The organism is Pseudocitrobacter sp. 2023LY-00077, from assembly GCF_055796175.1.
Map to the genome: position 1 here is coordinate 141,439 of NZ_JBSPEI010000015.1, position 22,753 is coordinate 164,191.

At 53.6% G+C, this 22,753-nt stretch carries 19 protein-coding genes, 1 tRNA gene and 1 pseudogene; 8 read left to right on the top strand and 13 right to left on the bottom strand.

Annotated features, from left to right (window positions below):
* Positions 1-6: 6 nt before the first annotated feature.
* From ACWWFX_RS19015 to argL, 3 genes are all read right to left on the bottom strand, one after another.
* Complete coding sequence (locus tag ACWWFX_RS19015) at positions 7-768, bottom strand: IclR family transcriptional regulator (protein WP_276220576.1); 762 nt, start codon at positions 766-768, stop codon at positions 7-9.
* A 107-nt stretch (positions 769-875) separates the two neighbouring features.
* Positions 876-1,880 (bottom strand): ornithine carbamoyltransferase, encoded by a 1,005-nt coding sequence (gene argF, locus ACWWFX_RS19020; protein WP_473224483.1) that lies wholly within the window; start codon positions 1,878-1,880, stop codon positions 876-878.
* Entirely contained in the window at positions 1,850-2,023 is a 174-nt protein-coding gene (argL, locus tag ACWWFX_RS19025) for a putative translational regulatory protein ArgL (protein ID WP_473224490.1), read from the bottom strand. The genes argF and argL overlap by 31 nt, the downstream gene beginning before the upstream one ends.
* 17 nt (positions 2,024-2,040) lie before the next feature.
* Here argL and rraB point away from each other — a divergent pair, with 17 nt between their 5' ends.
* On the top strand, positions 2,041-2,463 hold the full coding sequence (rraB, locus tag ACWWFX_RS19030) for a ribonuclease E inhibitor RraB (RefSeq protein WP_015966106.1): 423 nt from the start codon (positions 2,041-2,043) through the stop codon (positions 2,461-2,463).
* Positions 2,464-2,512: 49 nt separating this feature from the next.
* The gene (miaE, locus tag ACWWFX_RS19035) at positions 2,513-3,271 is read left to right on the top strand and encodes a tRNA isopentenyl-2-thiomethyl-A-37 hydroxylase MiaE (protein ID WP_473224484.1); all 759 of its coding nucleotides are present in this window, start codon (positions 2,513-2,515) and stop codon (positions 3,269-3,271) included.
* Between the two features lie 9 nt (positions 3,272-3,280).
* On the opposite strand, the gene ACWWFX_RS19040 is transcribed toward miaE, so the two are convergent.
* The 4 genes from ACWWFX_RS19040 to pepA all read right to left on the bottom strand — a co-directional run bounded on the left by ACWWFX_RS19040 (position 3,281) and on the right by pepA (position 8,924).
* Positions 3,281-3,784 carry a GNAT family N-acetyltransferase gene (locus ACWWFX_RS19040; protein WP_276220572.1) on the bottom strand — a complete coding sequence of 168 codons (504 nt, stop codon included), beginning with the start codon at positions 3,782-3,784 and terminating at the stop codon, positions 3,281-3,283.
* A 165-nt stretch (positions 3,785-3,949) separates the two neighbouring features.
* A complete protein-coding gene (locus tag ACWWFX_RS19045; RefSeq protein WP_473224485.1) occupies positions 3,950-6,805 on the bottom strand; it encodes a valine--tRNA ligase in 2,856 nt (951 codons plus the stop codon).
* Positions 6,805-7,248, bottom strand: coding sequence for a DNA polymerase III subunit chi (gene holC / locus ACWWFX_RS19050; RefSeq protein WP_108476199.1), 444 nt, complete (start codon positions 7,246-7,248; stop codon positions 6,805-6,807). The genes ACWWFX_RS19045 and holC overlap by 1 nt, the downstream gene beginning before the upstream one ends.
* Before the next feature lie 164 nt (positions 7,249-7,412).
* The gene (gene pepA / locus ACWWFX_RS19055) at positions 7,413-8,924 is read right to left on the bottom strand and encodes a leucyl aminopeptidase (RefSeq protein ID WP_015966101.1); all 1,512 of its coding nucleotides are present in this window, start codon (positions 8,922-8,924) and stop codon (positions 7,413-7,415) included.
* 154 nt (positions 8,925-9,078) lie between these two features.
* Between pepA and ACWWFX_RS19060 the strand changes: the two genes are divergently transcribed.
* The 3 genes from ACWWFX_RS19060 (at position 9,079) to lptG (ending at position 11,375) form a co-directional block, all read left to right on the top strand.
* On the top strand, positions 9,079-9,129 hold the full coding sequence (locus tag ACWWFX_RS19060) for a hypothetical protein (RefSeq protein ID WP_217448718.1): 51 nt from the start codon (positions 9,079-9,081) through the stop codon (positions 9,127-9,129).
* Between the two features lie 63 nt (positions 9,130-9,192).
* Positions 9,193-10,293 carry an LPS export ABC transporter permease LptF gene (gene lptF / locus ACWWFX_RS19065; RefSeq protein ID WP_276220570.1) on the top strand — a complete coding sequence of 367 codons (1,101 nt, stop codon included), beginning with the start codon at positions 9,193-9,195 and terminating at the stop codon, positions 10,291-10,293.
* The gene (gene lptG, locus ACWWFX_RS19070) at positions 10,293-11,375 is read left to right on the top strand and encodes an LPS export ABC transporter permease LptG (protein WP_015966099.1); all 1,083 of its coding nucleotides are present in this window, start codon (positions 10,293-10,295) and stop codon (positions 11,373-11,375) included. The genes lptF and lptG overlap by 1 nt, the downstream gene beginning before the upstream one ends.
* A gap of 131 nt (positions 11,376-11,506) precedes the next feature.
* Here the strand turns inward: lptG and ACWWFX_RS19075 are convergent, their stop codons facing one another.
* Positions 11,507-13,042 carry a helicase HerA-like C-terminal domain-containing protein gene (locus ACWWFX_RS19075; RefSeq protein ID WP_276220768.1) on the bottom strand — a complete coding sequence of 512 codons (1,536 nt, stop codon included), beginning with the start codon at positions 13,040-13,042 and terminating at the stop codon, positions 11,507-11,509.
* 102 nt (positions 13,043-13,144) lie between these two features.
* Here ACWWFX_RS19075 and ACWWFX_RS19080 point away from each other — a divergent pair, with 102 nt between their 5' ends.
* Positions 13,145-14,785, top strand: a complete 1,641-nt coding sequence (locus ACWWFX_RS19080) for a dihydroxyacetone kinase subunit DhaK (RefSeq protein WP_473224486.1) — start codon at positions 13,145-13,147, stop codon at positions 14,783-14,785.
* A gap of 37 nt (positions 14,786-14,822) precedes the next feature.
* On the opposite strand, the gene ahr is transcribed toward ACWWFX_RS19080, so the two are convergent.
* On the bottom strand, positions 14,823-15,842 hold the full coding sequence (gene ahr / locus ACWWFX_RS19085) for an NADPH-dependent aldehyde reductase Ahr (RefSeq protein WP_015966097.1): 1,020 nt from the start codon (positions 15,840-15,842) through the stop codon (positions 14,823-14,825).
* 218 nt (positions 15,843-16,060) lie between these two features.
* Here ahr and ACWWFX_RS19090 point away from each other — a divergent pair.
* A tRNA-Leu gene (locus tag ACWWFX_RS19090) sits at positions 16,061-16,145 on the top strand.
* Between the two features lie 199 nt (positions 16,146-16,344).
* Positions 16,345-17,613 (top strand): tyrosine-type recombinase/integrase, encoded by a 1,269-nt coding sequence (locus ACWWFX_RS19095; protein WP_275146695.1) that lies wholly within the window; start codon positions 16,345-16,347, stop codon positions 17,611-17,613.
* Between the two features lie 305 nt (positions 17,614-17,918).
* Here ACWWFX_RS19095 and ACWWFX_RS19100 read toward each other — a convergent pair whose 3' ends face one another.
* The 4 genes and pseudogenes from ACWWFX_RS19100 to ACWWFX_RS19115 form a co-directional block, all read right to left on the bottom strand.
* On the bottom strand, positions 17,919-18,206 hold the full coding sequence (locus ACWWFX_RS19100; protein WP_473224487.1) for a hypothetical protein: 288 nt from the start codon (positions 18,204-18,206) through the stop codon (positions 17,919-17,921).
* A 21-nt stretch (positions 18,207-18,227) separates the two neighbouring features.
* Positions 18,228-19,586 carry an McrC family protein gene (locus tag ACWWFX_RS19105; RefSeq protein WP_410684097.1) on the bottom strand — a complete coding sequence of 453 codons (1,359 nt, stop codon included), beginning with the start codon at positions 19,584-19,586 and terminating at the stop codon, positions 18,228-18,230.
* A complete protein-coding gene (locus ACWWFX_RS19110; RefSeq protein WP_473224488.1) occupies positions 19,583-21,565 on the bottom strand; it encodes an AAA family ATPase in 1,983 nt (660 codons plus the stop codon). Before ACWWFX_RS19110 ends, ACWWFX_RS19105 begins: the two co-directional genes overlap by 4 nt.
* 29 nt (positions 21,566-21,594) lie before the next feature.
* Positions 21,595-22,632, bottom strand: a pseudogene (locus ACWWFX_RS19115) (type I restriction endonuclease subunit R); the annotation flags it as partial.
* Positions 22,633-22,753 lie beyond the last annotated feature (121 nt).

Below are 22,753 nucleotides of genomic sequence, written 5' to 3' on the forward strand. Positions count from 1 at the left end.
ACTGGGCTAGCGTTCGCGGTAGCCCAGCGTTTTCGATAACCCCAGCCCGGCATCCATCAGCATCTGGCGATAGGTCGCCAGTTCGTCGTCGTTTACGCGAGAGGTCAGCGTTGAGAGGCTAAGCGCGGCGATGACCCGCGATTCATGATTCCATACCGGTACCGCGATACAGCGCACGCCAGGCTCGTTCTCTTCGTTATCCATGGCGTAGTGGTTGTTACGGGTTTCTTTCAGCGCAGCAAGCAGAGAGGCACGGTCGGTGAGGGTTGATGGCGTAAAGCCTTTGTACACATATCCCTCCAGCACGGCGGCACATTCTTCCTCGCTAAGCCAGGCAAGCAGTACCTTACCGATGGCGGTGGCGTGCACAGGTAAACGGCGACCGATACGAGAATAGGCGATAGCCGCCTGTTTACCTTCGATTTTCTCGATGTAGACGCCTTCGTTGCCGTCCAGAATCCCCAGATGGGTGGTTTGTCCGGTTTCTTGAGAAAGCGTTGTAAGCCAGCTTTTCGCTTTCTGGCGAATATCCATCGTGCCAACCACAAAGTGCCCACGCTCAACCAGTTTCATTCCCAGGCGATATTTGCCGTTTTCCGGATTCTGATCGATGTAACCATGAAGCTGAAGGGTTTTAAGAAGCGAGTGGAGGGTGCTTTTGCTCAATCCCATCTGTTTGCTGATTTCGGTGATTTTGAGCTCCGTCGCCTGCTCATTAAACAGGTCGAGGATCTGCAAAGCACGTTCAACAGACTGAATTATTGGCATAATTTATTACCGTCCACGAAGAATTCCTTTCGTGTGACCGTACTATTTTCGCTGCCGAAAAGCAATGCCGGATGGCGGTGTAAACGCCTTATCCGGCAATTGATGAGTTACTGGCTTAACGTCGCCACCATCACCGCTTTGATGGTGTGCATGCGGTTTTCTGCCTGGTCGAAAACGATGCTTGCCGGGGATTCAAATACCTCATCGGTAACTTCCATGCCACCGTGCATACCGTACTCTTCGGCCATTTTTTGGCCGAGCGTGGTCTGATCGTCATGGAACGCAGGCAGGCAGTGGAGGAATTTCACCTGCGGGTTACCGGTGAGCGCCATCATTTGGCTATTCACCTGATAATCACGCAGCAGCGCAATGCGTTCTGCCCATTTCTCTTTGGCTTCGCCCATCGATACCCACACGTCAGTGTAGATAAAGTCCGCGCCTTTCACGCCCGCCGCAATATCTTCGGTGAGGGTAATGTTACCGCCATTCTTTTGCGCCAGCGCTGTGCATTCGGTCACCAGGCTCTCTTCCGGCCAACAGGCCTGCGGGGCAACCAGGCGCAAATCCAGCCCGGTTAATGCGGCGGCTTCCAGCATTGAATTACCCATGTTGTTACGCGCGTCGCCTGCATAAACCAGCGTCATCTCATTGAACGCTTTACCCGGTAAATGCTCCTGCATGGTGAGCAAATCAGCCAACAATTGTGTCGGATGAAATTCGTTGGTGAGACCGTTCCACACCGGCACACCCGCGTACTGCGCCAGCGTTTCGACAATCTCCTGGCCGTAGCCGCGATACTGAATACCGTCATACATCCGACCCAGCACGCGGGCGGTATCTTTAATCGATTCTTTGTGGCCAATCTGGCTGCCGCTTGGGCCGAGATAAGTCACGCGAGCGCCCTGATCGTATGCGGCAACTTCGAAAGAGCATCGTGTGCGTGTTGAGTCTTTTTCGAAGATGAGCGCGATGTTTTTACCGATCAGTTTTGGCGTCTCTTTGCCGCTTTTTTTATCGGCTTTCAGCTGGGCGGCGAGTTGCAGCAGAGTGTGCAGCTCGGCAGGGGTGAAATCGAGTAATTTTAAAAAGTGCTTCTGATAAAAATTCGGCATCTTGTCCTCGCATGGCTTAGGCCACTTATTGAATTAAAATTCAATTTATATGTATGAATATGCAATTGCAACCCCGGTGCACAAATCTTTCTCACAAAGGTGGAGGCAATGCTTGCGGTATGTGACAATAAGAGTAACGCCACATTACGAGGAACGAGCCATGGCAAACCCGGAATTACTGGAAGAGCAGCGTGAAGAGACGCGCCTGATCATCGAAGAACTGCTGGAAGACGGCAGCGATCCTGATGCGCTGTATACCATTGAACACCACCTCTCTGCCGATGACTTCGACGCGCTGGAGAAGTTTGCGGTTGAAGCCTTCAAAATGGGTTATGAAGTGACCGAGCCGGAAGAGCTGGAAGTGGAAGAGGGCGACACCGTCATCTGCTGCGATATACTCAGCGAATCCGCGCTGAATGCCGATCTTATCGACGCACAGGTTGAGCAACTGATGACGCTGGCCGAGAAATTTGAAGTCGAGTATGACGGTTGGGGCACTTACTACGAAGATCCTAACGGCGAAGAAGGTGAAGACGACGACGAAGATGACGTCGACGAAGATGATGATGGTGTACGTCACTAAGCATCACTCACCCACGGCAGCGCCCGCTGCCGTGGGGCAAGGATAAAGCATGGATTACCCGCAAATTCTCTCCCCTGTTATCAATTTTCTTCACTGCACCACGCCGCAGGCCTGGCTTGATAAAGCCCGTGACCCGGTGAATCTGCCGCTTTTGTTAACCGACCATCTGGTGTGCGAGCTCAAAGCCGCGCAAACCGCCATGCTGCTGGTGCGTAAATATGTCGCTGATAAGCAAGGCGCGGACTCGCTGCTGGCGTGGCTACAGCCGTATGAAGCGTTTGCGTTTCGCGATGGGCCGGAGCCGGATTTTGTCGCGCTGCATAAGCAAATCGGTAAAAGCGTAATGCCGCAGACCGACGATCCGTGGGGGCAAGCGTTGATCGACAGCATGGTGCTGTTGATCAAAGAGGAACTGCATCACTTCTGGCAGGTACGCGAAGCCATGACCGCGCGTCAGATCCCCTATGTGAAGATAACCGCCAGCCGCTACGCGAAAGGCATGCTCAAAGAGGTGCGCACGCACGAGCCGTTGACGCTGATTGATAAACTGATTTGCGGGGCTTATATCGAAGCGCGTTCCTGCGAGCGTTTTGCCGCGCTGGCGCCGTATCTCGATGAGCCATTGCAGAAGTTTTATCTCTCGCTGCTGCGCTCTGAAGCCCGCCATTATCAGGATTACCTGGCGCTGGCGCAGCAGGTATCGAAAACGGATATTACCCCGCGCGTGCGTTTCTTTGGTGAAGTGGAAGCGGCATTAATTAGCACGCCGGATGCGGAGTTTCGTTTTCATAGTGGCGTGCCGATGTGAGGCATAGCCTTACAACGCTTTCAGCATCCGCACTTCACAATCCACGTGGCCGGTGCAACCCAACGGCTCGCTGATATGCTCGAAGCCTAAGTGTTCATACAGACCAATGGCTTCGCGCAGAAACTCGGTGGTTTCGAGATAGCAGTGCCTGAAACCCTGTTCACGCGCGTGATCGAGCGCCATCAGCGCTAACTTCTTCGCCAGCCCCTGACCGCGCACGGAAGAGAGAAAATACATTTTCTGTAATTCACAGATATCCGGCTCGCTACAGCCTAATGGGGCAACGCCGCCGCCGCCAACCACCTGACCATCTTGCTCAACCACCCAATAGGCGGCACCTGGCTGGCTGTAGAGCTGGTATAGCTCATCCAGATTCGGGTCAGCAACGGTATAGCCTTTGTCGGCAGTCAGGCCATATTCGGCGGAGACCTGACGGATAACGCTGGCAATAGCGGGATTATCGTCAGCGGCGAGCGGGCGCAGCGTGACGGCGACCGGGGATATAACACTCATAGCGAAACTCGAAATAAATTATGACGGAGATATGCAGTTAATAACACCGCAGGGCAGGTGAGTGCAAGCGAGGATAATTCAGGAAGGAAAATCAGGCGGGTGCCTGAATGCAGGCCGGATAAGCAACGCGCCATCCGGCAAACAAACAGGCACAACCTTAAGGCATTACAGCGCGGCAATCACCGCCTGCTGTTCAATCAACTTCGCTTTCGCTTCTGCGTAACCGTCCAGCTTCTCACGCTCTTTGGCGATCACCGCTTCCGGTGCGCGCGCCACAAAGCCTTCGTTAGACAGTTTGCTTTCGATGCGGCTGATTTCACCTTCAATCTTCGCCACTTCTTTCGCCAGACGCGCCAGCTCATCTTCTTTGTTGATGAGGCCAGCCATCGGGATCAGCAGCTCTGCGCCGTCGATGATTTTGGTCACGGATACCGGGCCTTTGTCATCGGCTGGCAGCACGGTGATGCTTTCCAGACGCGCCAGGTTCAGCAGGAAGCTACGGTTATCGTTTACACGACGCTGTGCATCTTGACTGCAACCGCGCAGCAGCAGCTCCAGCGGTTTGCCCGGCGCGATGTTCATTTCCGCACGAATATTACGTACAGCAACGATCGCCTGTTTCAGCCACTCGGTGTCGGCCAGCGCCGCTTCATCAACCTGAGACGCATCGTATTCCGGGAACGGCTGCAGCATGATGGTGTCGGCGGTGATACCGCAAATCACTTTCACACGCTGCCAGATGGTTTCGGTGATGAACGGAATGATCGGATGCGCGAGGCGCAGCAGACCTTCCAGAACCGTCACCAGCGTATGGCGAGTACCGCGCAGTTCAGACTCAGAACCCCCGGTCATTACCGGTTTGGTCAGCTCCAGATACCAGTCGCAGAACTGGTTCCAGGTGAACTCATACAGAATGCCTGCGGCGATATCGAAACGATAGCTGTCCAGCGCTTCACGGTACGCTTTCACGGTCTGGTTGAATTCCGCCAGAATCCAGCGGTCCGCCAGCGACAGCGTCATTTCACCGCCGTTGAAGCCGCAATCCTGATCTTCAGTGTTCATCAGCACAAAACGGCTGGCGTTCCACAGCTTGTTACAGAAGTTACGATAACCTTCGAGGCGTTTCATATCCCAGTTGATGTCGCGGCCGGTAGAGGCCAGCGCCGCCAGGGTGAAGCGCAGGGCGTCGGTGCCGTGCGGCTCGATGCCGTTCGGGAACTGTTTCTCGGTACGCTTGCGGATTTTCTCCGCCATCTGCGGCTGCATCATGTTGCCGGTGCGTTTCTCCAGCAGGTCTTCCAGCGAAATACCGTCAACCATATCCAGCGGGTCAATCACGTTGCCCTTGGATTTAGACATTTTCTGGCCTTCGTCGTCACGAATCAGGCCGGTCATGTAGACGGTGCGGAACGGCACCTGCGGCTTGCCATCTTCATCTTTGATGAAGTGCATGGTCATCATGATCATGCGGGCAATCCAGAAGAAGATGATGTCGAAACCGGAAACCATCACGCTGGTCGGGTGGAACTGACGCAGGGCGTCGGTGTTTTCCGGCCAGCCGAGCGTGGAGAAGGTCCACAGCGCGGAGGAGAACCAGGTATCGAGAACGTCTTCGTCCTGACGCAGCGCAACGTCGGCGCTCAGGTTGTTTTCCTGACGTACTTCTTCTTCGGTGCGGCCAACGTAGACGTTACCTTCGTTGTCATACCATGCCGGGATGCGGTGACCCCACCACAGCTGACGAGAGATACACCAGTCCTGAATATCGCGCATCCAGGAGAAGTACATGTTTTCGTACTGCTTCGGCACAAACTGAATGTCGCCGTTTTCAACGGCTTCAACCGCCGGTTTCGCCAGCACGTCGGCACGCACGTACCACTGGTCGGTCAGCATCGGTTCGATCACTACGCCGCCACGGTCGCCGTAAGGAACGGTCAGGTCGTGCGGTTTGATCTCTTCCAGCAGGCCGAGGGCGTCTACGGCAGCAACGATCGCTTTACGCGCGGCAAAACGTTCCAGTTTCTGGAATTCAGCCGGGATCTCACTGGAGTAAACGTCAGATTCATTGCCTTTGGTGTCGTACACTTCCGCCGTTTCGCGAATGTCACCGTCAAAGGTCAGAATGTTAATCATCGGCAACTGATGACGACGACCAACTTCATAGTCGTTAAAGTCGTGCGCCGGGGTGATCTTCACGCAGCCGGTGCCTTTTTCCATGTCGGCGTGTTCGTCGCCCACGATCGGAATGCGGCGGTTAACCAGCGGCAGGACAACGAATTTACCGATCAGATCTTTATAACGCGGATCTTCCGGGTTAACGGCCACGCCGGTATCGCCCAGCACCGTTTCCGGGCGGGTGGTGGCGACAACCAGATAATCTTTACCGTCTGCGGTTTTCGCGCCGTCAGCCAGCGGGTAGCGGATATGCCACATCGAGCCTTTGGACTCGCGGTTTTCCACTTCCAGGTCAGAGATGGCGGTGCGCAGTTTCGGGTCCCAGTTTACCAGGCGTTTGCCACGGTAAATCAGGTCTTCTTTGTAGAGGCGTACGAAGACTTCTTTCACGGCATTGGAAAGCCCTTCGTCCATGGTGAAGCGCTCGCGCTCCCAGTCCACGGAGTTGCCAAGACGGCGCATCTGACGGGTGATGGTGCCGCCGGATTCCGCTTTCCACTGCCAGATTTTGTCGATGAACGCATCGCGTCCATAGTCGTGACGGGTTTTACCTTCTTCAGCGGCAATTTTGCGCTCAACCACCATCTGGGTGGCGATACCGGCATGGTCGGTCCCCGCCTGCCAGAGGGTGTTTTTACCCTGCATGCGCTGGTAGCGGATCATGGTATCCATGATGGTTTGCTGGAAGGCGTGACCCATATGCAAACTGCCGGTGACGTTCGGCGGTGGGATCATGATGCAGAAACTTTCCTGGCTTTCATCGCCATTCGGTTTGAAATAGCCCTGCTTTTCCCAGTGCTCGTAAAGCGGCTGTTCGATATCGTTTGGGTTGTATGTCTTTTCCATTATTTCCAGGTTGCCGTGTTCAGGTTGAAACCAGCCACGCGGTAAGCTTTGTATCGTTCGCGCGCCAGTTGTTTAAGCGAATCTTCGTAAGGAACGAAGTCTATCACTTCTGTGAAAGCGGTGGCAAAATCTGCGAAATTGAGTCGCAGACTGATCAGTATATCGCGCGGGCTGCTGTTACGCTTTTGCGGCCAGGCAATCTCGACCGGCGCACCACCCCGAGGGCCTTCGCCCGCGAGATTATGCGGCACAAAGCTCTCCGCCGGACGCGCCCACAGCGCTTCATCCAGGCGGATGGCCTGCTGCTCATCCTCACAGGCGATCAGCACGCGCTTACCGCTACGCCAACGTTCTGCGGCAACGTCGCACACCAGTTGCTCGACGGCGCTTAAGCCATCGACGGTGGTTTCGTTGTCCAGAAGATAGAACGTCGCATTCTTCATATATGGGGCTTCTTGTGGTGGATTTAAATGCGTTGGACCCCTCACCCTAACCCTCTCCCTTAGGGAGAGGGGACCGACAGTGCAAAGTTTAAAGACCTGCTCTGGTTTTCTCCCTCTCCCTAAGGGAGAGGGCGGGGTGAGGGTGTTTCCCTTAAAGCCTTAATTTACTCTTCGCCGTTAAACCCGGCGCGGTTGAGCAGGAACTGCGACAGCAGCGCTACCGGGCGGCCGGTTGCACCTTTAGCCTTGCCGGAGCGCCATGCGGTACCGGCGATATCCAGGTGCGCCCAGTTATACTTACGGGTAAAGCGCGACAGGAAGCAGCCAGCGGTAATCGCGCCGCCAGGACGGCCACCGATGTTCGCCATATCCGCGAAGTTGGACTCCAGTTGATCCTGGAACTCATCCGCCAGCGGCAAACGCCATGCGCGATCGCCCGCCTGCTCAGACGCGCCAATCAGCTCGTGCGCCAGCGGGTTGTGGTTCGACATCAGGCCGGTGATGTGATGGCCGAGGGCAATCACGCACGCGCCAGTCAGCGTCGCCACATCGATAACCGCTTCCGGCTCGAAACGCTCAACGTAGGTTAACACGTCGCACAGCACCAGACGGCCTTCGGCGTCGGTGTTCAGCACTTCGACCGTTTGGCCTGACATGGTGGTCAGCACGTCGCCCGGGCGATACGCGCGCCCACCCGGCATGTTTTCACAGCCTGCCAGCACGCCAACCACGTTAATCGGCAACTGAAGTTCCGCGACCATGCGCATCACGCCGTAAACCGCCGCCGCGCCGCACATGTCGTACTTCATCTCATCCATGCCTTCGGCAGGCTTGATGGAGATGCCGCCGGAGTCGAAGGTCAACCCTTTACCAACCAGCACGATCGGGCGGGCATCTTCGGAGGCGTTACCTTTATACTCAATCACCGACATCAATGATTCGTTCTGCGAACCATGGCCAACCGCCAGATAAGAGTGCATACCCAGCTCTTTCATCTGCTGCTCGCCAATCACGCGGGTTACCACGTTCTTGCTATAGCTGTCTGCCAGCTGGCGTGCCTGCGACGCCAGATACGCGGCATTACAGATGTTTGGCGGCATGTTGCCGAGGTCTTTCGCGGCTTTAATCCCGGCGGCAATGGCCAGGCCGTGCTGAATCGCACGTTCGCCGCTGGTCAGTTCACGGCGGGTTGGCACGTTGAAGACCATCTTACGCAGCGGACGGCGCGGTTCGGTTTTATTGGTTTTCAACTGATCGAAGCTGTACAGCGTCTCTTTTGCCGTTTCTACGGCCTGACGCACTTTCCAGTAGTTGTTGCGCCCTTTTACGTGCAGCTCGGTCAGGAAGCAAACGGCTTCCATCGACCCAGTATCATTCAGAGTGTTGATGGTTTTCTGGATGACCTGCTTATACTGACGCTCATCAAGCTCGCGTTCTTTACCGCAGCCAATCAGCAGAATGCGCTCTGACAACACGTTCGGAACGTGGTGCAGCAGCAGCGTCTGGCCGGGTTTACCTTCCAGTTCGCCGCGACGCAGCAGGGCGCTGATATAGCCGTCACTGATTTTATCGAGCTGTTCGGCAATCGGGGAAAGGCGGCGCGGTTCAAAAACGCCGACCACGATGCAGGCGCTCCGCTGTTTTTCCGGGCTACCGCTTTTTACACTGAACTCCATGGACTACGCTCCTGAATCTTAAAGACAACGGCGGTGGCTACAGTTAGAATTGCAAGCTTTCGTAACTCATTTCCGCTGTTGCGGTGACTTCGTGTTAATCTTAACGTTATTACGGTGTTGGCACGTCAGAACCGAGTCCTGAAACGTGAAACCGCTGAGTCATATAATCTTAGCGATGTTTTCGACGACTCAAGAGAATAAATGACGTTTAAGCCATGAAACAAGCTATTTTCCTGCAATAAGACGGGTTTTTACGGGCGTATTTATAGTGATAATCATAAGATATCTGGTGCGGGAGACGCTTAAAAGCCAGCTTGCGATCCTCTTCATCCTGCTTCTGATCTTCTTTTGTCAGAAACTGGTGAGGATCCTCGGCGCGGCGGTAGACGGCGAAATCCCGACAAATCTGGTGCTCTCATTACTGGGGCTGGGCGTGCCTGAAATGGCGCAATTGATCCTCCCCCTGAGCCTGTTCCTCGGCTTATTGATGACGCTGGGCAAACTCTACACCGAAAGTGAAATTACGGTGATGCACGCCTGCGGCCTCAGTAAAGCGGTGCTGATTAAAGCTGCCATGGTGCTGGCGCTGTTCACCAGTATCATTGCTGCTGTGAATGTTATGTGGGCGGGGCCATGGTCGTCTCGTCACCAGGATGAAGTGCTGGCGGAAGCGAAAGCTAACCCCGGCATGGCGGCGCTGGCGGCGGGCCAGTTCCAGCAGGCAACCAACGGCGACTCGGTGCTGTTTATTGAAAGCGTGGATGGCAGCAGCTTTAACGATGTCTTTTTGGCGCAGTTGCGTCCTAAAGGCAATGCGCGTCCTTCCGTGGTGGTCGCCGATTCGGGGCATCTTTCGCAACTAAAAGATGGCTCTCAGGTGGTGACCTTAAACGAAGGTACTCGCTTTGAAGGCACCGCGATGCTGCGCGACTTCCGCATTACCGATTTTAAAGATTACCAGGCGATTGTTGGCCACCAGGCGGTAACGCTCGATCCGAACGACACCGATCAAATGGATATGCGCACGTTGTGGAATACCGACAATGACCGCGCGCGTGCCGAGTTCCACTGGCGCATTACGCTGATTCTGACGGTGGCTATTATGGCGCTGATGGTGGTTCCGCTGAGCGTGGTCAACCCTCGTCAGGGCCGCGTGCTGTCGATGCTCCCGGCGATGCTGCTTTATCTGGTCTTCTTCCTGCTGCAAACCTCGCTCAAATCCAACGGCGGGAAGGGCAAGCTCGACCCGGCTATCTGGATGTGGGTGGTGAACCTGTCCTATCTGGCGCTGGCGGTGGTGTTGAACCTGTGGGATACCATTCCGATGCGTCGCTTCCGTGCGCGTTTCTCGGCTAAAGGAGCGGTGTGATGCAGCCATTTGGTGTACTTGACCGCTATATCGGCAAAACGATCTTTACCACCATCATGATGACGCTGTTCATGCTGGTGTCGCTCTCCGGCATCATCAAGTTTGTCGACCAGCTGAAAAAGGCCGGGCAGGGGAACTACGATGCGCTGGGCGCCGGGGTGTATACCCTGCTGAGCATGCCGAAAGATATCCAAATCTTCTTCCCGATGGCGGCCCTGCTGGGCGCGTTGTTAGGTCTGGGGATGCTGGCACAGCGCAGCGAATTGGTGGTGATGCAGGCTTCCGGCTTTACGCGCATGCAGGTGGCGTTATCGGTAATGAAAACCGCCATCCCGCTGGTCTTGTTGACCATGGCGATGGGTGAGTGGGTTGCGCCGCAGGGCGAACAGATGGCGCGTAACTACCGTGCGCAGGCGATGTATGGTGGCTCGCTGCTCTCAACCCAGCAGGGGATGTGGGCGAAAGATGGCCATAACTTTGTCTATATCGAACGGGTAAAAGGTAACGACGAACTGGGTGGCGTAAGCATTTATGCCTTCAACGCGGAAAAACGTCTGCAATCCGTTCGCTACGCGGCCTCCGCGAAGTTTGACCCGGAAAACAAGGTGTGGCGTTTGTCGCAGGTGGATGAGTCCAACCTGACGGACAGCAAGCAAATCACCGGTGCGCAAACCGTTAGCGGCACCTGGAAAACCAACCTCACGCCAGACAAACTCGGCGTGGTGGCGTTAGACCCGGATGCGCTCTCTATCAGCGGCCTGCATAACTACGTGAAGTACCTGAAGTCGAGCGGCCAGGATTCCGGCCGTTATCAGCTCAACATGTGGAGCAAAGTCTTCCAGCCGCTCTCTGTGGCGGTGATGATGCTGATGGCGCTGTCGTTCATCTTCGGCCCGCTGCGTAGCGTGGCGATGGGTGTGCGCGTAGTCACCGGTATCAGCTTTGGTTTTGTGTTCTACGTGCTGGACCAAATCTTCGGGCCACTGACCCTGGTGTACGGCATCCCGCCAGTGATTGGCGCGTTGCTGCCAAGCGCCAGCTTCTTCGTCATTAGCCTCTGGCTGATGATGCGAAAAGCGTAACGTTTTGAAAAAGGGAGCTTTCGCTCCCTTTTTTATGCCGGGGGCGCTGCGCTTGCCCGGCCTACGGTTAAGTACGATCTGTAGGCCTGATAAGCGAAGCGCCATCAGGCAATAACAGACCGCATAACCCCTTACCGCCGTCTTCCCCCGAGCAAACTTCCCAGCATTCCACGCACAATCTGGTTGGTCACCTGGCGCACCGCGCTTTTCGCCGCTGTCTGCACGATGCCATCTTTTTTACCGCCGCGCGGCCCGGTGGTGCCGAACAAAATATCCTTCAGCCCGCCAAGAATACCGTCATCCACTTCAACGGCTTTTCCTTTTGCCGCAGGCGCATTGGCCTGCTCGGTGCTGGTCTGCACGCCTTTTTGCAGCATCTCGAACGCTGATTCGCGGTCAACCGCATCCTCATACTTGCCATACAGCGGCGAGTTGTTAATCAGCCCGTTACGCTCATCGTCGGTAACCGGCCCCATGCGCGAACAAGGTGCAATCACCATTGCGCGCTCGACCACTGATGGGCTGCCTTTGGCATCCAGGAACGAGATTAACGCCTCGCCAGTGCCCAGCTCCTGAATCGCTTTCTCCGTATCAAACGCCGGATTGGCACGCATGGTCTGTGCCGCCGTTTTCACCGCTTTCTGATCTTTTGGCGTAAAGGCTCGCAGCGCATGCTGCACGCGGTTGCCCAGTTGGCCGAGCACCGCATCCGGGATATCCGACGGGTTCTGCGACACAAAATAGACGCCCACGCCCTTCGAGCGAATCAGGCGGATCACCTGCTCGATTTTATCCAGCAGCACCTGTGGCGCATCGTTAAACAGCAGGTGCGCCTCATCGAAGAAGAACACCAGCTTCGGTTTCTCCAGGTCACCCGCTTCCGGCAACTGCTCGTAAAGCTCGGAGAGCATCCACAGCAGGCTCGCCGCATAGAGCTTCGGCATTTGATAGAGCTTCTCGGCGCTGAGGATGTTAATCACCCCTTTGCCGTTGCTGTCGGTGCGCATCCAGTCTTTGATATCCAGCATCGGCTCACCGAAGAAGTGCTCGGCACCCTGCTGCTCCAGCGTCAGTAGCCCGCGCTGAATCGCCCCGACCGACGCGCTGCTGATATTGCCGTACTGATTCTGGAACGACTTCGCGTTATCACCGATGTACTGGGTGATGGCGCGCAGATCTTTAAAGTCCAGCAGCAGTAAGCCCTGGTCATCGGCGATGCGGAAGATAATGTTCAGCACGCCGGTCTGCACTTCATTCAGGTTCAGCAAACGCGCCAGCAGCAGCGGGCCGAGATCTGATACCGTGGCACGCACCGGATGGCCTTTCTCGGCAAAGATATCCCACACCACCACCGGATTCGCATGCGGCTCCCAGTCGGTGACGCCAATTTTGTTCAGGCGCTCCTGAAGCTTCTCTGATGCCTGGCCTGCCTGCGCAACGCCCGTCAGGTCACCTTTTACATCCGCCATAAACACCGGCACGCCAATCTCCGAGAACGACTCGGCCATCTTTTGCAGGGTGACGGTTTTCCCGGTACCGGTCGCCCCAGTGATCAGCCCATGACGGTTCGCCATACCGGGCAACAGGTGCAGCTCTTTATCCTGCGTGCGTGCAATTAGCAAAGGTGCGCTCATTGAATTATTCCTCCATTTATCTGCGTCGAGTATAGGCAAATTGCCGACAAAAGGCGGCAGGAAATTCCGCGCTTTGCGGCGCTTTATCCAGCGCGAACTATGCTTTGCATACGGTTTGCATTTTTTTGGAAGGTTATGTCCAGATTCTTTTATGACGATCGCAAACAGCTGGTCAACGATGCGATTGAAGGTTTAGTGTTATCCGCACCGCACGGCAACCTGATGCGGCTCGATATCGACCCGGCGATTCGGATTGTCGCGCGCAGTGACTGGGATAAAAGCCGGGTAGCGGTGATTTCCGGCGGCGGCTCGGGCCATGAACCCGCGCATGCCGGGTTCGTCGGCAAAGGCATGCTGACGGCGGCGGTGTGCGGAGACCTGTTCGCCTCGCCAAGTGTAGATGCGGTACTTAACGCTATTGTGGCGGTGACGGGTGACCGTGGCTGCCTGCTGATTGTCAAAAACTACACCGGCGACCGCCTCAACTTCGGCCTGGCGGCGGAGAAAGCCAAACGCTACGGCCTGAAGGTCGAGATGGTGATTGTCGCCGACGACATCGCGCTGCCGGATAACAAACAGCCGCGCGGCATCGCGGGCACTGCGCTGGTGCATAAAATTGCCGGTTATGCCGCTGAGCACGGTAAATCCCTCAGCGAAGTGCGCGACATCGCGCAACAGGCGTGCGACAGCGTTTTCAGCCTGGGCGTGGCAATGGAGAGCTGCAACCTGCCGGGCAGCGACGACGCAGAAGGGCGCATCAAACCGGGGCAGGTGGAGTTGGGGCTGGGTATTCACGGCGAACCGGGCGCGTCGGTGGTGGAAAGCCACAACAGTAAGGCGCTGATTGATATGCTGATTAAGCCCCTCAAAGAACAGGCTGGCGACGCCCGCGTGGCGGTGCTGATCAACAACCTCGGCGGCGTCTCGGCGCTGGAGATGGCGCTGCTCACCAAAGAGCTGGCGCATTCGGCGCTACAGGAACAGATTGCCTGGCTGATTGGCCCGGCGCCGCTGGTGAGCTCGTTGGATATGAAAGGCTTCTCGCTCTCGGTATTAAAACTGAACCCCGACTTTGAACGTGCCTTGCAGGCGGATGTCGAGACCGTGGGCTGGTTAAAACCCGTCGCCTTCGCGCCGGTAAAAACCGTCAAGCACAGCAAAGTGTACGACGCCCTCGAGATTCAGCCTTCCGACAACCCGGCGATTGCCGCGCGTGTGGGGCAGATAACCCAGACGCTTATCCAGCTTGAGAACCGCCTGAACGCGCTGGATGCCAAAGTGGGCGACGGCGACACCGGCTCAACGTTTGCATTGGGCGCGCGTGATATCGCCGAACTGCTCGACAAGGGCGAACTGCCGCTCAACAACGGCGCACAGTTGCTGCAACTGGTGGGTGAACGGCTGGCCACGGTGATGGGCGGCTCCAGCGGCGTGCTGATGTCCATCTTCTTTACCGCTTCCGGGCAATCACTCCAGCGCGACGACGCACTGCCGGATGCGCTGTTGAAAGGGCTGACGCAGATGAAACAGTACGGCGGAGCCGATCTGGGCGACCGCACGCTTATCGACGCCCTGCAACCGGCGCTGGAAGCGCTGCGCGATAGCGACATACAGGCAGCGGCAAGCGCCGCAAAAGCCGGTGCGGAGAAAACCGCGACCATGCAAAAAGCAGGCGCGGGGCGCGCGTCGTACGTAAACAGCCAGAACCTGGACGGCGTGACCGACCCGGGTGCGGTTGCGGTAGCGGAAGTCTTTGCCGCACTGGCAAAAGGCTAAACGAGAGAACCGGCGGCAGAACGCCGCCGGCATGGCATCAAAAATCAGCCTTCAGCACTACGCGATACCGGGCTTTGCCGTCGCGCAGATGCTGCAACGCATCGTTGATTTTCGACATCGGGAACAGCTCGGTCGTCGGCGTCACGCCGCTACGCCCGGCGAACTTCATCAGCTTACGCAGCTCGGCCGGGTTACCCGTCGCCGAACCGGAGATACTGCGGTCGCCGCCAATCAGCGTAAAGGCCGGCACCGGCAGTGGTTTCAGCACCGCGCCAACTGTATGGAAGTTACCGCCGTAAGCCAGCGCTTCGAAGTACGGCTGCCAGTCGAGATCAACGCTCACGGTGTTGATAATCAAGTCAAACTGGCCCGCCAGCGCTTTCAGTGCTTCCGGATCGCGGCTGTTCACCACGTTATCGGCACCCATCGCTCGCACTTCCTGCTCTTTCGACGGATTCGAGCTGAACGCCGTCACTTCCGCACCCATCGCGCGCAGCAGTTTGATGGCGATATGCCCCAGCCCGCCAATACCGATAACCCCAACGCGGCTGGTGGCCGTCACGTGGTGCATCAGCAGCGGTTTAAAGACGGTGATACCGCCGCACAGCAGCGGGCCTGCGGTTTCGATATCAATATTTTCCGGCAGTGGGATCACCCATTGCCAGTCCGCACGCAGCTTATCGGCAAAGCCGCCGCGATTGAGAATGGTCGGCAGCGACCCTTCCGTACAGTTAATCTGATTGCCGCTGATACAGGCATCGCAGTGCCCACAGCTGCGCGCCGTCCAGCCAATGCCCACGCGCTGGCCCACTTTCAGGCCTTTATTCTGCGCAGCGCTACCCAGCGCCACCACATGACCAATCACCTCGTGACCCGCAACCAGCGGATACTGAGACATGCCCCATTCGTTATCGATCATCGACAAATCAGAATGGCAGACCCCGCAGTAATCAACCTGAACTTCCACGTCTTCCGGCAGAAGTTCCCCCGCGTCGTACTCCCAGAGTTCCAGAGTATCGCCCGCATTTTTCGCGGCGTAGCTTTTGATGATGGACATCGTACTTCCCTCACTATGGTGTTGAACTGACAGTGTAGAGCAAGCGACAGGGCGGTGCTTAGCGGAATGCGCCAGGAAAAGCGTTTGAGGAAGGTAAGAGTGTGACCAGGTTCGGGGAACGCTGATTTTTTCGACACTTAGCGCGCAGAACGCGCGGTGTCGCTTGCAAGGTGGCGTGCGACAGGTATAATCCACTCGTTTTCCGCATACCCTTCAGTGCCGAAGTGGCGAAATCGGTAGACGCAGTTGATTCAAAATCAACCGTAGAAATACGTGCCGGTTCGAGTCCGGCCTTCGGCACCATCGGAACATCAATAGACGTCAACGGACGTCTTTTTTTGTGCCTGAAATCCAGTATCCGCAAGGCTTTCCGCGATTTTCCTTTCAATAGAAGTCAATCTGAGTCAACCCACATCAAGTCGCTTGTGAGTATAGAACCGAGTATATATGCTGGTTCGATAATGATTGTATACTCACAGCGGCACATGGAAGGAGAACTTTTATGGCTCTGACAGATACTAAAGTGCGTTCTGCAAAACCGCAGGAAAAGGAGTACACCTTAGTCGATGGGGATGGCATGTTTTTGCTGATTCACCCTAACGGCTCAAAATACTGGCGGTTCCGCTTTCGCTTTGGTCGTAAGCAGCACCTGATGGCGTTTGGTGTTTACCCAGAAACCTCACTGGCTGATGCTCGTCAAAAAAGGGAAGAGGCCAGAAGGCTTGTTGCTGCAGGAATTGATCCTCGTGAACACAAACGAACAGTAAAAGAAGAGCAGGCGAAAGAGGCCATTACCTTTGAGTCAGTTGCCAGAGAGTGGCACGCAACTAACAAGAAATGGTCAGAGGATCACAGTCGACGGGTACTGAAGAGCCTAGAAGATAATCTGTTTCACGCTATTGGCAAGCGGAGCATTGAAGAGCTGAAGACTCGAGATCTGCTTGCACCCATTAAAATCGTAGAGGCTACAGGTCGCTTTGAAGTCGCTTCTCGTCTTCAGCAGCGAACCACAGCAATCATGCGCTATGCAGTGCAATGTGGCTTGATTGATTACAACCCGGCCCAAGAGATGGCTGGAGCAGTTGCTTCCAGTAACCGTGTCCATCGCCCTGCACTTGAGCTGAAACGTCTACCTGAACTACTCCGCCGAATTGACGGTTACACGGGACGCCCTTTGACCCGCTTGGCCGTTGAGCTCACCTTATTGATCTTCATTCGTTCCAGTGAATTGCGCTTTGCGCGTTGGTCTGAAATCGATTTTGAAACGGCAATGTGGACAATACCGGCTGAACGAGAAGCTATTGAAGGAGTGAAGTATTCACAGCGTGGCTCGAAAATGCGTACGCCTCATTTAGTACCGCTGTCTCGCCAGGCATTAGAAATCCTTAAACAGGTTCACAAGCTTAGTGGTGAGCGTGATTTTGTTTTCGTTGGCGATCATAACCCTCGTAAACCGATGAGTGAAAACACGGTGAACAAGGCGTTGCGTGTTATGGGGTATGACACCAAGGTGGAGGTTTGTGGGCATGGATTCAGGACCATGGCATGTAGTTCGTTGATTGAATCGGGATTGTGGTCGAAGGATGCAGTAGAGCGGCAGATGAGCCATATGGAACGTAACTCTGTACGGGCTGCGTATATTCATAAGGCTGAACACTTAGATGAGCGCAGGTTGATGCTGCAATGGTGGGCTGATTTTCTGGATGCGAATCGGGAGAGTGGGATTACGCCATTTGACTATGCGAAGATCAATCGGGGTAATAGTATGTGAGTTATTTACGAATGTACATTTAGGTCTAATATAAAAGCTGCTGAATAATTTAAGCGGGTGGGGCAGCAGTGTTATCACCGGGTCAATTCTTTGCATTGAGTCGCATCGACGGAAACTCCGCCCCAAGTCAATCAATAAGTAATGCATTAATCAGGTTGTTGCGCTGCTGAGCGTAGAAATATGATGCAGTGGTATGCGACTTATATTTGTGAGTTGGGGAAGATTGGGCTGTGGTGGAGGGAATGTTAGAGGCGATATTAATAAATAGCCATTCAGCGGCAAAGGTGGCTATTTGTTATCAGGATTCAGTGACTTTTTACAGTGATATATTTCATCGCAGCCAGCAAATAGGATGCTTTGAAAGTCACATCCTGGTAGTCTTTAGCTAACAAACTTTCGCTTTCTTCAAACCGCTCAATAAATGCTGCAACTTCACTCGGATTGATGCGACTAATATTGTTTTTCCCGTTTCTGACAAACAGCTTTTGCTCTTCAGCATACAGAGTGAAAGGCTTCTTTTTCGCACTTGTAAACAGTTCAACTGGTTGAGCGAAATACTCCAACATTAAATGGTAGAAATCTTTATAGACCATGATTACTGCTCTCTCATCACTTTATCTCCCAGGAAGTACAGGGCTATTTGGTTGCTCATTATGAGCCATCAGAATCTCATCACCAGAAATGCAGTGGAGGGAACCTTGCCACTCGCCTTTTACCAACTCAGCCGATTCAAGGTCAAAGGGTACACACCATAGAGATAAATCTTCGTCGAAACGGAACACCGGTAATGGTGTAGCAAAGCACTGATGACGCGGATAAATCAGCATCATATTGCCTTTCCCATGGAGATACTTTTGCCCATAAGCGAACATCTGATACAAGTCTGTCTGGCTGATTCCATACTTTCTCAGACTATCATCAGCTCTGCTATCTAATAATTTCCATTTAGCATCAAGAACCACCGTTTGCCTGCCGGTGATAAGAAAGTCTGGTTTAAGCATGAACCATCGTTGAGATGACTTTTCGCTCACAGGAACATGCTCTAACAAGTACTGACTCTTAGTCTGTTCTATAAGTTTGTAATCGTGATGCAACGCCCCAGCCAGACCGTATCCTACCCAGCCCTCATATAACTTTTCCATAGGGAACAACAGAGAAATTCCCTGATGCGATCCATATTGAAAATCTGGATTCATCTGTTCAAGAATGAGCTGGCACCACGGCTTTATGGCGCGATAGCCGAAGAGATATTTGCCGTCACTCCATTGCCTCAAGGGTTGTGTTGTACTGCCAAAAACAGGCTCTATGCCATCCAGTTGGTGGCTAAGTGAATTTGCTTGTCTCCAGTTCTGCCCTTGTCTGGTCATTTTAAACGCACAATCCAAAGCCGTCCGCAGCAGACGGTTCTCAATACGCTGAGGGGAAAAATCGGCATAGCGTACATGAAAATGAGTGCCTCTGCCCGGAGGCATTCTCATTTGCGCAGTGACATTTAATTGACCACGAATGAACGCGCTATGCTCGTCCTCGATGAGGTGATAATCGAAACGCAGTCCTTTGCGTACTAAATCAGCAAGATGCCGCAAAAACTCACTGATTATCCATTCATGTAGAGGCTGGTCACTACGTTGCAATGCCGCCTGGTTCGCCGCACGGGGCGTAATACCTAAAGAGGCGCTTAGCATTCGGCGTAAAAGCTGACGTAGGGGGGCTATCTCAGTTGGCGCTTCAAATGTGGTTTTTGGCAGAATTTCAATTGACTCGCCATTCGGGGATTGTAGATAACCGACATAGCTTCCCAAACGCAAAAAACGCTTCCCTTCCCGGCAGAGAATTTGAGAAGTACCACTCCACGTTTGTTGCAATTGCTCAAGCCAGGAAAAGGTTGCCTCAGAGACTATTCCCAAATCCATACTGGCTGGTTGAGAGTTATCACAAGTCAGCAGAGCATATTCCCGGACCTGGATCATCATGCGACAATACCCTGATAAGCTTCTGCAGACGCGAAAGCATGTTCATTGATACGGAAGCGCCTGTCAGACAAACTATCCGCAATATCTTTCGGGAATAGTGCAGAAAGTGATGGTAGTTGTGCTGACTGCTGCAACAGAATAAAACGGTTTTCTTTCGCTTTTACTGAGTCGTTAAGCACCCAACCAATGCGTTCATAATCATCAAAGAAATACTCTCTCAGCAATGGAATGATTTTGTCCTGGAAAATGCTGGCAAGACAGGCTTCGCGGTCAGCGTTATTTTCTAATTTATTTAGCGGCATAAAGTAAGCATGGCCAATCGTATGCTCACTATCCAGTAGCGCTTCGATACGCTGATTAATACGCGTTAACAACGTTTCGACATCAACGCCAAACGCAGTGACCCCAGCTAACAACTCTGGTCGGGCAGGCATTTCTTTAAAGCTAAAACGGCGTCTTAACGCCAGGTCCATCTGAATTAACGACTTATCAGCCGTATTCATAGTACCTATCACATAGACATTCCTGGGCACGGAAAATAGCTGTTTAGAATACGGTAACACTAAGGTGCGGGCATCTTCGGCACCCAATCGTTTATCGGGTTCCAACAGAGTAATCAATTCACCAAAGATGCGGGCAATATTACCACGATTTATTTCATCGATAATGAGTATGTGCGGTAATGCTTGATTGTCAATTGTTTCAACAGGAGCCAGTAGTTGAGACAGTTTTTCCCTGTCAATTGAGGTGTCCCTTAACTCATATAACGTCATTTGTGAAAGTGCTTTTAAAAACAGCTGTTCTTTCGGTAAGCTCGGCGAATAGGTTCGTAGCCAGTTGACCTTACGCATTTGATGATAACCTACGCGTTCATCATTGGGTAGATATTGATAATCGCCAGCGATCTCGGCAATGGCCCTAAACTTATGGTTGCCATCGGAAATTATAACCAAGTCACCATTCCGCATGATATTTTTAAACATATTGACCGCAGTCAACATGTATTCGCTTCGCTCAACTAGGCTATCACTCGCTCCATCTATGCGCAGTCGGACATCAGCCGCTGTCGTGCAGCCACTAAAATCAAGATTATCCCCCCAACCTAATAGAATATAATTGTTCGCAAGGCACTCATCGAAAATATAATCTTCACCGTCAAGAGTATTTCCAAGAGACATTTTCCAAATCCGTCTCCCATTCAAGGACAATGACTGGGTTGAACTACCACGCGTTTTAACTTCAGCATTCAGGCACAGCTGTTTAAAAATACCATCCATAACTTCGTAGCGAAGCGCACCCGATTTTTCATCAGTCGTCGCGCGAATCCCTTCGATAAAATCTTCATAGGAGAAGCTCTGGTGGAAGGTGGTAAACATAATGCGCTGCTTTTCTACCAACGCCTTATAGCGTTCTTTTACCAACTCCCGTAAGTCATTGCCATGATGTTCGAGCGTAGCCTGTTGGTACCATGCATTATCCGCAATTTTGACCGCCATCTCGGTGGTACTGTAGGTTTTACCCGTGCCTGGTGGCCCAAAGAGAATCTGATTTAATGGATACATTGGCGATTGTTCCTTGTTTTGGTTATCTTTTTTTATTCCGGGTTGGGTGGTAAAAGATGGTTGGCCGCCCAGCAAAGCCACCAGCGCCTGCAACGCTTCAACTGACTCAACATCAGCCGCGAAACCATATTGGGATGTACCGTTATCTTTCGGATAACGGCGGTAACTGGTGCTTTTTACTTTTTCCCAAAGGCAGTGGATACCCTCGATGCGATCAATTTCCGCCTTTAAGGCGAGAGTTTCTGGTGCAAGAACCAATGGGCTCTTATTAACCGCGCCGTCCCGGCTGCGTTTGACGTACAGATACTTTCCATTCCCGAGCGCATGTTCGGATGCATAGCTTGGCTCGAATTTTCCCGCCTCAAGCCGGTAACCCAATTCATTCAACGCCTGGTATATCTCGAAAGAATTCAGCATTTCCTACACCACTCCTTGATGAAAAAGCGCTAAGCCCCTTTCAACATATCAAACACCACGCGGGCAAAGCCCTTCGCCAGTTCAGGGTTAGAGAGGTATTGCACCATCATCTCCTGCTGGGCGTCGTTGCTGTCCATCACGGCATCATCAATGGCTTTCGGGAAATCGCCCAGCATCGCCTGTTCGCGCGTATTGTTCGCAATCTGGGTCATCACCGCCTGGTTTTCTGACAGCTTGTCGCGCACCGCGAAGGCATAATTGATCATGTCTTTATCGGTCAGATTATCGGTGACGAACAGCTCGTTAAGGCGCGCCAGGATATTCGACAGAAACTCTTCTTTCTTGTCCTTCGGCTTCGCCGTACCGACATCATTCCCCGGCGTGATTTTGTATTCCGCCGCATCTTCCTGCAGCTTCAGGTGCTGTTCGTGAAGCTTCGACAGACGGTAATGGCTCATCTCGACGTTGCTTAAATCAATCTCATCTTCTTCGATGCGCTGCTCATGCAGCAACGGACGCAGATGGCGGGCAAACAGGCTCAGCTTTTCCAGGTTCTTGTCGTCGTAATCGACGATTTGCGACATAAACTCGTAAAAGCGGACAAAGCTGCCGAGATCTTTCTTGAAGATATCCAGCTTACTTTTTTCTTTCTCGCACTCTTTAAAGGTGTTTTCCGCATTAGTGATCAGCACAACATCGCCGGTCTTTTTGGTACGTTCAAACATCTCTTTGGCCAGCACATACGCATCAATCGCTGAGGTGTAGCGATGCTTCCAGCGCTCCACTGCAGGTTTGCAGATATTGCTAATAGCCGCATTGGATTTGTTTTTGCTGAAGAACGCCTCGCAGAACTGCTCCACTTCGTTCCACAGGAAAATGCCGCTGGTACGCAGCTTTTCAAACAGCTCAAAGACCTGTTGCGGGTCGCTGACATCCGTCAGTTCTGCTGTCTGGTAGTACGGCTGGAAAGCCCCCAAAATCTCGTCGGGCTCGTTCCAGAAATCGAGGACAAAGGTACCGGACTGCGCTTTCCCCGGATAGGTACGGTTCAGGCGCGATAGGGCTTTGTTGAATAAATCAGATTTCGGGTAAGTCTCCCCCGTAGCGGGTTGTGTTTTCAGGCAATACGCACGCTTTCAGGCATACCTGCTTTCGTCATTTTGTTCAGCGCTCGTACCAGGGCCATAG